The sequence below is a fragment of the Paracidovorax avenae ATCC 19860 genome, from assembly GCF_000176855.2.
Lineage (GTDB): Bacteria > Pseudomonadota > Gammaproteobacteria > Burkholderiales > Burkholderiaceae_C > Paracidovorax > Paracidovorax avenae.
Window position 1 is genome coordinate 4,243,710 of record NC_015138.1, and the last position, 15,138, is coordinate 4,258,847.

The following is a 15,138-nucleotide window of genomic DNA, read 5'->3' on the forward strand; positions in this document are numbered from 1 at the left end:
ACATTTGGATGCAATTGGCTCGACGGTGGCACGCGTTCGCGAGGCGAACCGCACCATAATTCGCGCCACAAAAATAACGGCTGGAAACAGTTGATCGCATGACGCAACGCCGCGTGACCATTCAGACACCCTTGGGAGAGGCCCTGCAGTTCCGCCAGCTGCAAGGAGAGGAAGCGCTGTCGGCGCTGTATGGCTTCGAGATCGACCTGCTCTCGAAGGACAAGGGCATCGACCCGAAGGCCCTGCTCGGCCTGGGCACCACCGTCTCCATCGAAACCGAAGGCCTGGGCCGCCGCTACCTGGACGGCATCGTCACCCGCTTCGGCATGCGTGGGCAGGACACCTCCGCGCAGATCGCCTACCGGCTCACCCTGCAGCCGTGGCTGTGGCTCGCCACGCGCCGCACCGATTTCCGCATCTTCCAGGAAATGGACGTGCCGGCCATCGTCTCGCAGGTGCTCTCGCGCTACGGCCGGCCCTTCGTGCTGCGCCTCACGCGCGGCTACCGCAGCCGGCCCTATACGGTGCAGTACCACGAGAGCGACTACCAGTTTATCTCCCGGCTGTGCGAATCGGAGGGCATCTACTGGTTCGTGGAACATGCCAGCGGCAGCCATACGGTGGTCTTCGCCGACGACGTGGTGGCGTCGCACGCGCCGCTGCCAGGCGGGCACGTGATTCCCTTTTACCCGCCGGGCAAGACGGCGATCGCCGACCGCGAGCACATCTTCGCCTGGCGCATGGGCCAGGGCGTCGCGCCCGGTCGCGCCTACCTGGACGACTACGACTTCACCAAGCCGCGCGCCGATCTTTCCGAGATGCGCCAGTCGCCCCCGGGCCATGCGCACGATGCCTACGAGCGCTACGAGTGGCCGGGCGGCTACACCGAGTTCTCCGACGGAGAGATCTATACCCGGCTGCACATGGAAGAAGGCATGGCGGCCCGCGAGCGCGCCCACGCCGAATTGAACAAGCGCAGCATCGCCCCGGGCTACACCATCGTGCTGGAGAACTACCCGCGCGGCGACCAGAACCGGCAGTACCTCGTCACCCGCGTGCACTACCACCTGGAAGAGAACGTGCAGGCCACCCAGGGTACGGGCGGCGCCGGGCAGACGCAGGCCGGCTCCGTGCAGAAATTCAGCATGGAGGTGCACCCCACCTCCGTGCCCTACCGCCCCGAGGTGACCACCCCGCGCCCGCGCACCACCGGCCCCCAGACCGCCGTGGTCGTGGGCCCGCCCGGCGAGGAAATCTGGACCGACCAGTACGGCCGCGTGAAAGTGCAGTTCCACTGGGACCGCATCGGCTCGATGAACGAGAACTCGAGCTGCTGGGTGCGCGTCTCCACCAGCTGGGCCGGCCCCGGCTTCGGCGCCGTGTTCACGCCGCGCATCGGCATGGAAGTCATCGTGGACTTCCTCAACGGCGACCCGGACTACCCGATCATCCTGGGCTGCGTCTACAACGCGGCCAACATGCCGCCCTGGGGCCTGCCGGGCAATGCCACGCAATCGGGCATCAAGACGAAGTCGAGCAAGGGCGGGGCCTTCGGCGACGGGATGAAGAACGGCGCGGGCGATGCGAACGCAATCCGCTTCGAGGACAGGAAGGGCGCGGAGCAGCTGTGGCTGCATGCGCAGAAGGACCAGCTCACCGAAGTCGAGAACGATGAGGATAAGTGGGTGGGTCAGGACCGGCGCAAGACGATCGACAGGGACGAGACCACCATCGTGCATCGCGACCGGACAGAGACCGTGGACCGCGACGAAAAGATCACGGTGCACAACAACCGCACCGAGCGGGTGGACCACGACGAGACGATCAGCATCGGCGACAACCGCCGCGAGGACGTCGGCATCGACGAGACGGTCTCCATCGGCAAGAACCGCACGAAGACCATCGGCCGCAACGAGAAGGACAAGATCGGCAACAACTGGTCGATCAAGGTCGGCAAGATGAAGACGGAGACCATCGGCATTGCTTACATGCAGAACGTGGGGGTGGGGCGGATGGAGAACGTCGGCGTGGCGTACAACCTCAACGTGGGCGCCGTCATGGCCACGGTGGTCGGGAGCACGCAGACCACGATGGTCGGCAGTGACCGCAGCGTGAAGGTCGGCTCCAACCAGAGCACGGACGTGGGTACCAAGTACACGCTCACCGTGGGCGGTGGTGGGGGCGGTGGCGGCGGAGGTCCGTCTGGTGCGGGCGGGCCCAAGAACATCGTGGCCTCGTCACCGCAAGGCGGTGGCGGTGGAGGAGGCGGATCGAGCATCACGATGGATGCCGAATCCATCACCCTCAAGGTGGGCGGCAGCACGCTGATCCTGCAGGCCGACGGCACCATCACCGCCAACGGCGAGAGCATCAAGCTGATCGGCGCCAGCGACGTGACCACCAACTCCGGAGGTATCCATGAAAACTGACCTCCGCGTGCTGCGCGCATCCGGCGAAGCCGCCGGCACCGCTTCGGCCCAGCCGCATGCCGGCGCGGCCTTCGGACTCTTGCCCGCCCAGGTGCTGCGCGTGGAGCATGGCGAAGCCGTCATTCTCTGCCACGGCCGCGAATGGCGCGCCGCACTGGCGTCACAGGTGCCGGGCGTGATCACGGGGCAGTCCGTGCTGGCCGCGCTCCCTGCAGAAGGCCAGGAAGGCACCAATGGCAACGGGGCGGCGCTACCGGCCCTGATCGTGGCCGCCTGGCCGGCCCCGGGAGCGCCGGCCTGCCCGCCGTGGCAGTTCGACCGCGACACCGGCAGCCTCGCGCTGGAAGTGGCGCAGATCGACCTGGCTGCCGTGGGCCGCGTGGTACTGCGCTGCGGCGACACCCGGATGCAGTTCGAGAAGGACGGCTCCGTGGAAACGCGCGCCCACCAGATCACGTCGGCCGCGATCGAGACGCACCGCATCGAAGGCGGTTCCATCGAGCTCAACTGACCGGCATGCCGCCCGCCGTCAGGCCAGGCGGTTGCCCTTTTCCGCCATAGACCCGAGGCCGTGCCTACCAGGGCGCGTCATTGCACTTTCAGACGATGTCCTCTGTTCCATCGATCGCCCCGCCCCCGCTGCCCGGCATGCTGCCGCGGCAGATGGGCATCGCCATCCGCGCCTACGGCCGCCGCGCGGGTCTGTTGCGCGGTGGGCACACGGTCCGCGCCCTCAAGGCCGTGGACCAGCGGCTGGACGCCCTGCTCGCGGTCTGCCGCTACTATGGGCCCGCCTGCCTGGACGCCGCTGCTGAAGCCGCCGCAGCAGCACCGGCAGAAGACCAGACCGGCGCGGCCTTTGTGCGAACCATGCTGTCCGAACACCATGAGCCGGACGCGGGCGCGCGCCTCGCACTCATCGAAGCACTGCTGGCCGAGCACCCCGACGCCGTGGGCGATGCCTTGTGGTTCCATGGCAAGCCCGACACCTGCGCTCGGCTGCTCAGTGCCGCCAACCCCGTGCTGCGGGACTGCGGCGTGCAACTGGCCGGCCGGCTGGCCCTTCCGGTCCAGGCCGATGCCGTCTATGCCGCAGCCCGCAACGGCGCCGACCAGGATGCCTGCCTGCTGGCATGCGCCGGCATGGACGCGCTGCCGCCCCGCGCGGAAGAACGCTGGGCCGAAGTGCTGCAGGGCCAGGACCTGTCGCGCCAGATCACGGCGCTGCGGGCACTGGCCATCACCGGCGGGCAGCGGCTGGCAGCGGAGGTGCGCAGCTACATCACCCGCATCACCGCGCCCGACGGCCCGAACGAGCAGTCCCATCCGGTCGGCTGGGCACTGGCCGCCGATGCGGCCATGGCCCTCTGGGCGGCCCGCGAGCCCGACGCCGCGCTGGACGCGGTGGTGGGCGGGCTGCGCGTGCCCAACGACACCGCGCTGCGCGTGGTGGCGCTCACCGGCAAGGCACGCGGCCTGCTGCCCGTGCTGGATTTCATCGAACGGCAGGACCGGCCCGTGAGCCCGGCAGAACGCGACGTGCTGCAGCTGGTGTTCGGGCAGGTGCCACCGGAACTGGCTAACACGCAAGGGGCCAGCCCGCAGGCGCGACAGGGCGCGCTGCGCGCACTGGCCTGCGGCGTGTTCGCCGCCAACGGCTGCACCGGTCTCGCGCCCGAAGACGTCACCTCCTGGGCCGATCCCGCCATGAAGGAGCGGCTCTGGGCGCTGGAGCCGGTGCGCCTGCGCGGTGCCCGCCCCTGGTCGCCGCGCGCCTGCCTGGAGCAGGCCTTCGACGTGGGCCATACCCTGCGGCGCTGGCTGTACACCGAGCATGCACGCTACGGCACCCGATGCTTCCCCCTGCAGCCGGAAGACCTGGCCACGCGCCAGATGGCCGCCGTCGAGGCCGTGCAACTGATCGCCTCGCTCGAAGACGGCAGCGACAACCCATGAGCTGCGAGATCCTCAACCACACGCCGTTCCGGGCCCAGACGTTCGTGCACCGGGATGCACACATGGGCCCCGTCCTGGTGGTCGTCGTGAAAGGCAGCTGGCTGCTGTCCCATACGGAAGGCGCACCTGCGCGCCTCGCCCCTGCGGAGCGGCAAGCGCCCCTGTACCGCAGCGGCCTGCAGCAAACGCTGGGCAGCCTGCCGCTCGAAGACGCACAGGCCGCCGCCATCGCGGACCGGGCGAATGAATGCTGGAGCCGCATCGAAACCGAGCACGTGCCGCCGAAGCCCTGCTTCGACCTGCTGCTCCATGCCTGGGCTGTGGCGCCCGGCGGCCAACCCGCGCGCGCCATGGATGCCGCTGTCGATGTCCTGGCCGGCCCCACGGCACGCCGCCTGCTGGCCCTGCGCGCCTTCGCGCCCCGGACATGGACGGCCGACTTCGGTGGCCTGGGCCGCCTGCGCGCAGACTGCACGCACACGGCATCGCGCATCCCGCTGCTGCGCCCCTTCGCCTTTGGCGGCCAGTACACCGACCCGGCCACGGGCGAGCACCATGCCATCGAAACCAACCCGGAAGGCATGGGGTACCACCGCACGGCCGCCGATGCCCGGGGCCGGCCCCTGCCCTGGGTGGAATCGGCCGACCGGCTACTGCGCGACTGGAACGACCGTCCCGAGCCCGCCGCATTGGGTTCGGTCCCGCCCCACCACGTGCCGCGCCGCGACCTGCAGGGCACCTTCGACGAACATTGGCGCGCCACACGCGCTCCCGAATTGCCGGAGGACTTCGCCCCCCGGCACTACAACGCCGCGCCCGAAGCGCTGCAACTGCGCGAGTCCCCGCGCCCCGGCCATCGCCTGGGGCTGCACGGCATGGACGCAGCAGGGCCGCTGTTTTTCACCTGGCCGGAGATCGCCCTCACCGCCCAGGCGGAAACCACCGGCGGCACGCTGCTGCCTCCGCAGGAGATGCGCTGGGACACGCTGATGGCGGACACCGGCGACCGCCTCGCCGGCCTGCTCTGGCGCACTGCCATCGCCCTCCCGGCCCGGGAAGACATCGGCCTCGTGCACATCGCTGCCCATGCCCGCTCGCCTTCGACCGTGCCATCGCACACCGCACGACCTTCCGCGCAGCCCGCCTGACGCACGCAGTTCCCATGGCCTCCCCTTCCCCCGCTTCGCCCACCCGCCTCTGGCGCATCGAACACTGCGGCGCCGTCACTTCGGCCGGCACGCGCGCATGGCAATCGGCCGCCTCCTGGGTGGGCCTGCAGAAGCGCTTCCGCAAGTCCGCCTGGCCCGCCGTCGGCCCGCATCCCATCACCACGGCCCCCTGCCCGGAAATCACCGGCGACACGACCGGCATCCCGCGCCTGGCACGCCTGCTGGGCGCCGCGCTGGCGGATCTCGCTGCCAGCCTCCAGACCGCAACGGGCGCTGCAAACCCGGCAGGCATTGCCCGCCTTCCCATCCCCGGCCAGATGGTCCTGGCCCTGCCCGCATGGCTGGACGATGCTAGCTGCGCCGAGGTCTGGCGATCGGGGCTTGCAGAGCTGGCACGCTGGGCCGGAGCCGGGGCCGAAGCGCCCTGGACGACACTGCCCTGCCGCTTCGTGCGCGGCGGCCACACGGCGGGCTTCGCGGCCCTGTCTGCGCTGCAGCGCAGCCCGGCACCCGGTGGCACCGCACTGCTCATGGCCGTGGACAGCCTGCTCGATGCGCCGCGGCTGGCCCGAGGCTACGCGGACGGCGCGCTGCTCACGGACCGCACACCGGAAGGCTGCGTGGCGAGCGAGGCGGCGGCCTGCCTGTGGCTGGCCAGCGTGCCCGATACCCACGCCAGCAGCGAGCGCCGCCTCGTGCTGCATGCCCCCGCCCTGGCGGAAAGCAGCGGCCCGCACAGGAGGCCACCACAGCCTCCCGATACCGGCGCGCTCGAACAGGTGCTGCGCAACGCGCTGGCCCAGGCAGGTTGGCAGGGCGAGGACGTGGGCTATGGCATCTCGGATTTCGATGGCTCCGCATGGCGGGCGCTCGCCCAGGTGACCGCCCGCGTGCGCGCTGCCCCGGACCTGGAACCCACCGACTGGGAGCCCGCTGCCGTGATCGGCCAGGTGGGCGCCGCCACCGGGCCCGTGCATTGGGCCCTGGCCGCCGAGCGTGCATGGCATGACGAGCGCCCGCCGAATTCGGTGCTGTCCTGGGCACTCGACGAGGGCACTGGCGCCGCAGCGGTGGCGCTGGAGCGGACGGTGGCGCTGCCTGATCGACCTGGTACCCGATCACGAACGGACGAAAGCACGGCCATGGAACCAGTACGCACGTATTCGTCGCGCTTCCTCCAGCGCGGCGACTGACGGACAGAAGAACGAATACGGAACGAACAAGAGCAGGGAGCCGACCGAGCATGGGAACGCATATCTTCAGCGGGGGCAACGGCGCGATCACCCAGGTCGCCAACGGATGGACCTTCGAGCCGGCCACCCCCGTCAAGCTCAAGACCAGCGGCACGCCCGGCGTGGCATGGCATGCCAACAACAGCCGCGCCATCGATGTGCCGCTGGGCACCATCCGCGAGCACGGCACGCAGATGGCCAACCGCTACGGCGCCATGGACCAGGGCAAGCATGACCCGGTCAGCGTCATCGTGGGCCTGTTCACCAACGTGCGCGACAAGGTCAACGAACACGTGACCTACGTGAAGACGGTGGTTCACGAAGCAGGCGAGATGGTCGTGAACGGCGTGACCACGCTGACGAACTCTGTCCTCAGCAAGCTTGCCCCCGAGATCCAGCAGACGGTCAGGAACGGCGCCGACGTCCTGGGCGGTATGAAGGTCGAGCACTTCGAGGGGGCGGCCCAGGAGCAGATCGACCAGATCATGGAAATGCTCAAGGACCCGGCCACCTACGGCGGATTGGCGCTCTCGATGGCGGCCACCGCAGCGCAGGGCGTGCCGGTGGTCGGGCAGGTCCTGGGCGGCGCGGTCGTCGCTGATCGCATCATGACCCTGGGGGAGTCGGGCATCGCGGCCGCCGAAGAACTGAAGTCCATCATGGAAACCTGGAGCTCCCCCATGACGGAGGCGCAGCGCGAGGCTGCCCGCAAGCGTCTGGCGAAGTGGCTGCTCGGCGCCGGTCTTGCGCTTCTTCTGGCCCTGGCCGGCAAGAAGTTCAAGATGCACACGAAGAGCAAGGGGAATAACGACAAAAAGCCCACGACGGCGCAGAGCGACACCAAGCCGCCCCACGGCAAGGGCCCCTGCGAATCGTGCGCCATCGGCAGCCCGGTGCTCATCTCCAGCGGGCAGAAGCTCATGGACGAGACAGATTTCACGCTGCCCGGCCCCGGCCCATTGCTGTCCCTGCCCTGGCGCAGGCGCTATCGCTCGGGCCTGGCCGAAGACGGCCCCTTCGGACGCGGCTGGAGCCACCCGGTGGCGCAGCAGTTGCGCCTTTCGGCCGAGGGGATGGTGCTGCTGGACGAAGCCGGACGCCATGTCCCTCTGCCCCTGGTGCCCGAGGGCACCGACTACTTCGACCCCTACGAGAAATTCACCGTGCGCCGCCCTGGCGCCGACCTGTGGATCGTCGAGCACAAGAGCGGCCTGCAACATCACTTCCGCCGCGAGGCCCCCGAGCAGTGGCGCCTGCCGCTCGCCCGTCTGCAGGACCGCGATGGCAACGCCATCGCAATGCACTGGGAGCCCATGGAACCCGGCACTGGGGGCGGCACGACAGAGCCGTTGACCTGGAGCGGCCGCCAGGAGCGAGAACGCCGGGCGCGTGAAGGAGTGGCGGCACGACCCAGCCCCGATCCATTCGCCGCAGCCTTTCGCCCGCTGCGCCTCACGGGCCTCACCGACACGGCCGGCCGCCACCTTCGCCTGGCATGGCAGCGCTCCCCGGCCCCCGCAACGCACGATGCCCTGCAGGGCGAACGCATCGCACGTGTCGAACTCCTCGTGCCTGGCCATGCACCCACCGAACTTGCGCGCTACGACTACGATGCCCACGGCCAGCTCGTCGCCACCCACCACGGCGCCGCCCCCTACCGCCAATATGCCTGGCGCTCGGGCGTGCTGGTGGGTTACCGCAAGGCCAGCGGCCACCGCTACTTCGCCCAATACGACCACGAAAGCCCCGAGGGCCGCGTGCTGCGCTCCTGGTGTGCCGACACGCCCGTGCCCGGCCAGGACGACGACCGCTTCGCCTACTTCCCCGCCGAGCGCATCACCCGCCACATCGACGGCCTGGGCCGCGTCACCGCCTACCACTGGGACGCGCGCTTCAACATCGTGGCCACCATCACCGCAGAAGGCACGCCCGAGGCCGTGCGCGAGGAAACCCCCTTCGACGCCACGGGCACCCCGCGCGGACGCATCGACGCGCTGGGCCGGCGCACCAGCCTGCGAACCGACGCACGGGGCAACATCGTGCAGGTCACCGATGCGCTGGGGCAGAGCACGCAGTTGCAATACGACCGGCGGGACCTCGTCACCGTGCTGCGCGATGCCATGGGCCATGCATGGCGGCGCGAGTACGACGTTCGCGGCCATCTCGTACGCTCCATCGATCCCCTGGAACAGGCCACCGGCTACGCCTACGACGCACAGGGCCGGCCCGTGGAGATCACCGACGCGCGCGGCGGCACGCGGCGCCTGTCGTGGGACGAGGCCGGCAACCTTGTCGCCACCACCGATTGCTCGGGCCGCACCACACGCTTCGCCTACGGCCCGATGGGGCAGATCCTGGAACGCACCGATGCGCTCGGTCACACCACGCGCTACGCCTATGACGGCACAGGCAGGCTGGTGCGCGTGGAAGAGCCCGGCACGAACGGAGCATCCGCCGTCCACCAATACGCCTGGAACGGAGAAGGCCAGTTGCTGGCCTATTCCGACCCGCTCGGCCAGACCACCCGCTACACCTACGATGGCGCAGGCCGCCCCCTCACCCGCCAGGACGCGGCCGGCCGCATCCTGGCCTACCACTACGACGCCGCCGGCCGTCTCGTCTCTCTCATCAACGAGAACCGCGCGCAGACCACCTTCCGCTACGACCTGCGCGACCAACTCACCGACGAGATCGGCTTCGACGGCCGCTGGCAGCGCTACGTCTACAACCCCGCGGGTGAGCTCACCCACGTGATCGAAGCAGGAGGCTGCGAGGCCGGCCCGGGCAAGGCCACGCGTTTCGAACGCGACGCGCTCGGCCGGCTGCTGGCCAAGCGGTCGCACGGGCATGGCACCGTGGAGGAGTCGAGCTATCGCTATGACGCGCTGGGCCGCCTCACCCAGGCGAGCAATGGCGCGGCGCACCTCGCCTTTGCCTATGACCCGGTGGGGCAGTTGCTGTCGGAGACACAGACATTGATCGGGCAAGGGACCGGCACCGTGCGCAGTCGCCCGGGCCATCCGGTCTCCAACGATCTGGTCCGCACGCTCACCCACGCCTACGATCCGCTGGGCAACCGCATCAGCACGGGCCTTCCCGACGGGCGCACGCTGAACTGGCTGTTCTACGGCTCCGGGCATCTGCACCAGATCAACATCGCGCCAACGGACGACCAGAGCGCCCACGAAGTCATCACCGACATCGAGCGCGACGCACTGCACCGTGAGATCGAGCGAAGCCAGGGCGCCGCCACCAGCCACTACGGCTGGGATCCGGCGGGCCGCCTCGTGCGCCACCGCGCCAGCCTGCGGGGCAGCGGGAATATGGCGCCAGCGGGATCCAATGCGTCAAGCGCGGTGCTGGAACGCGCCTACGCATACGATGCCACGGGCCAGCTCATCGCGCGTGCCGACACCTTGCGCGGCCGACAGGATTTCCGCTACGACCCCACGGGGCGCATCCTCGCCGCGCTGCCTGCCCAAGGCAGCGCACTCGCCAGGGAACTGTTCGCCTTCGATCCCGCAGGCAACCTGCTGGACGCCAACGAAGCGCAGATGCAGCGCCAACAGGCAGGCCAGGGCATACCCCAGCAAGGACTGGTCGTGGTGGGCGACAACCGCTTGCGCTTCTACCAGGACCTGCACTACGAGTACGACCTCCACGGAAACGTGACGAAGCGCACGCGCGGCAATCGCAAGGCCGGCCACCACGAAACCATCGAACTGCGCTGGAACGCCGACCACCAACTGGTCGAATCCACCACCACCCGACACGGCGTGACGCAGGCCACCCGCTACGCCTACGATGCCCTTGGCCGCCGCGTTACCAAGAGCGATAGGTTCGGCTCCACGCACTATCTCTGGGATGGGGACCTGATGGTGCACAGCCAGCGGGGCGGGCGCGGATCGCTGTTCATCTATGAGCCAGACAGCTTCGTGCCGCTGGCCACCATCCAGGGCACGGCAGAGGAACAACATACTTACTGGTACCACTGCGACCAGATCGGGGCGCCGCTGGAGTTGACCGATGTCTATGGGCAGATTGCCTGGGCGGTCGATTACAAGGTATGGGGAGAGGCGGCGTTGCGGGCCGTCCCGAGGTCGGCTACGGGTACCGATAACCTGCTTGGACTACGGCGCAGGGAGGATGAAATTGGAGCAAGTTGGCACACGGTTCGCAAAGAAAACACACGTGGTGCCGTTTCTGGGTTTATTGATCAACCTTTCCGACTTCAAGGGCAGCAGTTCGACGAAGAAACAGGGCTCCATTACAACCGGTATAGATATTACGATCCAGCTTCAGGCAGGTTCGTTAGCGAAGATCCTATAGGATTAAAAGGTGGTGACAATCTCTTTATCTACGCCAGTAATGCATCCACATGGATTGATCCGCTAGGCCTAGCAGCGACTGCCGGAAGCCTTGCCAATAGGGCCCAAAACCTTCCAGCATCATCAAGACCCAATACAGTCGCAGTTATTCGCCACAAAGACGGAACCATAACTGCCGGCCGAAACCAGGGCGGCCAAATGAACGATGAGGTGTCAAACAAGTTGAAAGATATACCTCAAAACTCTTATAGTGGAGAGTGTGCCGAAGTCAATGCAATAGCTAGAGCGAAAAATAAGGGGCGCAGTCTTGAAGGTGCAGTAATAACAGTGGTGGATGTTAGAGGCAAGGGAAGTGTCAGCGGCAAGCATGGAAAACCCAAGTGTCCATGCGACGTTTGCAGTGAGCTATTAAAAGCATTCGGAGTAAAATATGTTATCGAGTGAAGACTTTTTAAAATCACTAACTACCCGTTCAATGCAAGCATTAGGGGGAGTTATTGTTCACCATTTTTTCAAAGAAAAGGGGAGGCTCACTAAAGACATTGAGATCTTGGTGCTTCATCAGCTATCAATCTTGGTCAAGGACAACCTCCTAGAGTGGGAAAATATTGGAGCAACCCTGCCGATTAATGGCAGAGGCGACCCTGTTCCCGAGAGTTTCAAGAAAATAGATCAAGAGCTAAACGGCCTAGCAAGCCAAGTGACCGATTACTCAACAGAAATCGGGCTCTGCGCCCTGTACACAAGCGATCACAGCGAATCTCGGTCCTTTCTCCTACAATTATTAAACATAACCAATCTCGCAAACTGCGAATCAATTGACGCAGTCATCTTAAATCTCTTGCCAAGAGGGGTCGGATGGGGGCCGACGATTTCACAAGAAGAATACACAATAATAACAAGAAATGTTACGTAATTCGCAAGATATTTTATTTCTATCTTTATTTTTCGGAACGCTCACGCTTGAACGGAAGATCGCAGATCGCCGAAACTCCACTCCCTTCACCATAACCTACGTATCAAGGGATTACTTGAGCTTGAGTGCATACACAGATAAGGCCAGGGAAGGTGAAAAATATTCACCCGTACAGAGCGCCACCCGTTCTCCCGCTACAGGATAAGTATGTGCAAAACAAAATTGACGAGCAAAGCTTCTTCGAGTCAAACAACGAAGAAATAAAATTTGGATTGAACAAGCATTATCAATACATCTAAAAGCAGTCACCAGAGATAGTGACCCTGTAGAGATTTCCGTGGAGGAAGCTATTGAAATTTCCGAGAAGCTTAAAGCATTTGCACTCCAAATTTTGACAAATGAAAATCAACAAATTTCAGTTGTACGCCACATCTAAGGATGATGAAAGATCGTTTAAGACTCATGAGATCGCCATATCTGCTGACCCAGCCACATTGCGCAAAATAGGGCTATTTTTTATCAACTCTGCTCACGAAATGGATTTTAATGAAACGGACCACATCCATTTGCAGGACAGGTTGACAGAGTTCTCTCACAAGAAGCATTGCGAGATAGTTCTGATCAACAGTAAAAAAATAAAACGGCAATGATTTCTGAAATACCATCAAAGTGAAAAGAGATGACCATTGATAAAAGAGCATGCCATTTCCACGCCGCCCTTCCTAAGGAAGGTCTGCATAAACCGCCCCGCGACGTGCTTGGCATCGACGTGAAGCCCTGAGACGATACGGCACATGAAGCAGCACAGCCTGGGCTTGGGAATGACGGCGAAGCGAACGCGGCGCCGGGAGTTCCTGGATGAGATGGAGAAGGTCGTACCGTGGGCCGAGCTGGTGGCCCTGGTGTCGCCGTACCTACCCGAAGGCAGGCGGGGACGTCCTCCATTCCCATGCGAGACCATGCTGCGCATCCATTTCATGCAGCAGTGGTTCGCGCTAAGCGACCCGGCCATGGAGGAAGCGTTGCACGACATGCCGGTGTTTCGTGAGTTCGCAGGGCTCGGAGGCTGGGATGAGCGGCTGCCCGACGAGAGCACGATTCTGCGGTTCCGACACCTGCTGGAGAAGCACAAGTTGGCTGTGCAGATCCTGCAGACCGTCAACGATCTGCTCAGCGCCAAGGGCGTGATGCTCAAGAGCGGCACGGTGGTGGACGCCACCTTGATCGCAGCACCCAGCTCGACCAAGAACAGTAGCGGCGAGCGCGACCCGGAGATGAAGCAAAGCCGCAAGGGGCAGCAGTGGTACAACGGGTAAGAAGTGCCACATCGGAGTGGATGCCGACTCGGGCCTGGTGCATACAGTGCGCGGCACCAGCGGCGCGGTCAATGATGTGATCGAGGCCAACAGTCTGCTGCGTGCAAGCGACCACGATGCCTATGCCGACGCTGGCTACCAAGGCGCCGGCCAACGCCCTGATGCCAGGCGCGACGTGAGCTGGCACATCGCCATGCGGCCCGGCAAACGCCGCCTGCTGGATCCGGCCAAGCCGATCGAGGCCTTGACCCGGCAACTCGAGCGCGTGAAGGCCGGCATCCGGGCGCGGGTCGAACACCCATTCCGAGTGCTCAAGCGCCAGTTCGGGCATGCCAAGGTACGCTACAGAGGACTGGCCAAGAACACCGCGCAATTGCACACGCTGTTTGCGCTGGCCAATCTCTGGCTGGTACGGCGCAAATTGTTGGCTGCCTTGGCATGAGTGCGCCCGCAGTTCGCCAAGACTAGCAAGTGCCTGAATTTCTCATTGAACTTATCACCCTCCTTAGTCTGGACTGTGCTTCGACCTCTATTCTTCCTAATATTGAAACGCAAGAAAGAGAGAAGATAATCAATTTTTCGAGAAGCCTGCTAGCTACGCCCCCGGGAAGTCAAGATACCTCCTTCACACCAGCATCAAGAAAACGCAAAAATTTTCCAAAACAATTCAATGCAGAACTTCTTATACACCTGAAACCATCCACTCAAGCAACGTTAAAACGCTATGCAAGAAGGCTAGAAATAGGGTTCAATCGAAGCAAAAATCAAGATCTCGGACTGGTTGAAGATATATCAATTTACGTCAAATCCTTAGAAGCAGGAGCGTTCATCCAGAGGGATGAAATCACTAGCATCCTCGAAGAGATTAAAATAAAAAATGAATATGATTTCCAAAGGAAAATATCACTTACCGACGCCATCATTGGAAGCACCTCGGAGCCAACAGACGCATGGGATGAACAACTTGCAGACCTATGGAACTCCGAATATGACATACCATACATAACATCAATAGCCCTACGGCTCAAACCGGCTGAAGAAAGTCTGAATTTCCTCTATAGCTGGAAAATATCCATAAAACCTGACGACTATGAAGATCTCAGGTCTCTTGTCATCCGCGCGATTCCTCGAATGAGCGAAGACGACATCTTGCTACCCTATTGAATTCCGCTTGGATTTGGTGCACAGCATTCCATATTAAATTCGTCGCCAGGTAGACCTCGGCTTTATTTAAAGGGCGCAGAACGAAAGTTCAAAAACTGGTTCAGGTTTGCACTCACCCACCCCGATTCCTCATCCAATCCGCCGTCCCCATGAAACTCTCCCGCAGCCTCATCCGCAGCGCCTCGGGCACGCCGGTCTCCCCCATCGCCTGGTCCATACACGCCACCCACTGGTCGCGCTCCTTGATGCCGATGGAAAACGGCATGTGCCGCATGCGCAGGCGCGGGTGGCCGAAGCGTTCGATGTAGTGGTCGGGCCCACCGAGCCAGCCGCAGAGGAACCAGAACAGCTTGTCGCGCGCATCGGCCAGGGTGGTGCCGTGGGCGGCGCGCAGTTCCTTGTATTCCGGCTCCAGGTCCATGAGGTCGTAGAAGCGGTCCACGAGGGTGCGCACGGCGGGTTCGCCGCCGATCCATGCGAAGGGCGTGGCGGCAGGAGATGGCTGCTCTACTGCCTCGACAGAGGCTGCCGGGGATGGGGCCGGAGTAGGAGCGGGGGTGGAAACGGAGGCCGGGTCTTGGGAAGAAGAAGGGTCGATCGTCGTCATCCGCGGACTATGGCACGCCTC

10 protein-coding genes are annotated in these 15,138 nt (G+C 64.3%); 9 read left to right on the plus strand and 1 reads right to left on the minus strand.

Features of this window, described 5'->3' with window-relative positions:
* The first annotated feature begins 98 nt into the window (after nucleotides 1-98).
* The 9 genes from ACAV_RS18450 to ACAV_RS24745 all read left to right on the plus strand — a co-directional run bounded on the left by ACAV_RS18450 (nucleotide 99) and on the right by ACAV_RS24745 (nucleotide 14,510).
* Nucleotides 99-2,429, plus strand: a complete 2,331-nt coding sequence (locus ACAV_RS18450; protein WP_013596095.1) for a type VI secretion system Vgr family protein — start codon at nucleotides 99-101, stop codon at nucleotides 2,427-2,429.
* Nucleotides 2,419-2,940: a hypothetical protein gene (locus tag ACAV_RS18455; protein WP_013596096.1), complete on the plus strand. Its 522-nt coding sequence runs from the start codon at nucleotides 2,419-2,421 to the stop codon at nucleotides 2,938-2,940. Before ACAV_RS18450 ends, ACAV_RS18455 begins: the two co-directional genes overlap by 11 nt.
* Before the next feature lie 95 nt (nucleotides 2,941-3,035).
* On the plus strand, nucleotides 3,036-4,385 hold the full coding sequence (locus ACAV_RS18460) for a hypothetical protein (protein ID WP_049791136.1): 1,350 nt from the start codon (nucleotides 3,036-3,038) through the stop codon (nucleotides 4,383-4,385).
* A complete protein-coding gene (locus ACAV_RS18465; protein ID WP_013596098.1) occupies nucleotides 4,382-5,533 on the plus strand; it encodes a DUF2169 family type VI secretion system accessory protein in 1,152 nt (383 codons plus the stop codon). Before ACAV_RS18460 ends, ACAV_RS18465 begins: the two co-directional genes overlap by 4 nt.
* 14 nt (nucleotides 5,534-5,547) lie before the next feature.
* Entirely contained in the window at nucleotides 5,548-6,747 is a 1,200-nt protein-coding gene (locus ACAV_RS18470; protein WP_013596099.1) for a hypothetical protein, read from the plus strand.
* Between the two features lie 50 nt (nucleotides 6,748-6,797).
* Nucleotides 6,798-11,558: an RHS repeat-associated core domain-containing protein gene (locus ACAV_RS18475; protein WP_013596100.1), complete on the plus strand. Its 4,761-nt coding sequence runs from the start codon at nucleotides 6,798-6,800 to the stop codon at nucleotides 11,556-11,558.
* 870 nt (nucleotides 11,559-12,428) lie between these two features.
* Nucleotides 12,429-12,680, plus strand: a complete 252-nt coding sequence (locus ACAV_RS24740; protein ID WP_157768791.1) for an Imm32 family immunity protein — start codon at nucleotides 12,429-12,431, stop codon at nucleotides 12,678-12,680.
* A gap of 144 nt (nucleotides 12,681-12,824) precedes the next feature.
* Nucleotides 12,825-13,788, plus strand: a protein-coding gene (locus ACAV_RS18480) for an IS5 family transposase (RefSeq protein WP_099046140.1) whose coding sequence is annotated in 2 segments (ribosomal slippage) — nucleotides 12,825-13,337 and nucleotides 13,339-13,788 — 963 coding nt in all. Because the reading frame shifts where the segments join, the coding sequence is not laid out codon by codon here.
* A 29-nt stretch (nucleotides 13,789-13,817) separates the two neighbouring features.
* Nucleotides 13,818-14,510 (plus strand): hypothetical protein, encoded by a 693-nt coding sequence (locus ACAV_RS24745; RefSeq protein ID WP_157768792.1) that lies wholly within the window; start codon nucleotides 13,818-13,820, stop codon nucleotides 14,508-14,510.
* Between the two features lie 112 nt (nucleotides 14,511-14,622).
* Here ACAV_RS24745 and ACAV_RS18485 read toward each other — a convergent pair whose 3' ends face one another.
* The gene (locus ACAV_RS18485; RefSeq protein ID WP_013596101.1) at nucleotides 14,623-15,117 is read right to left on the minus strand and encodes a group II truncated hemoglobin; all 495 of its coding nucleotides are present in this window, start codon (nucleotides 15,115-15,117) and stop codon (nucleotides 14,623-14,625) included.
* Nucleotides 15,118-15,138: the final 21 nt, after the last annotated feature.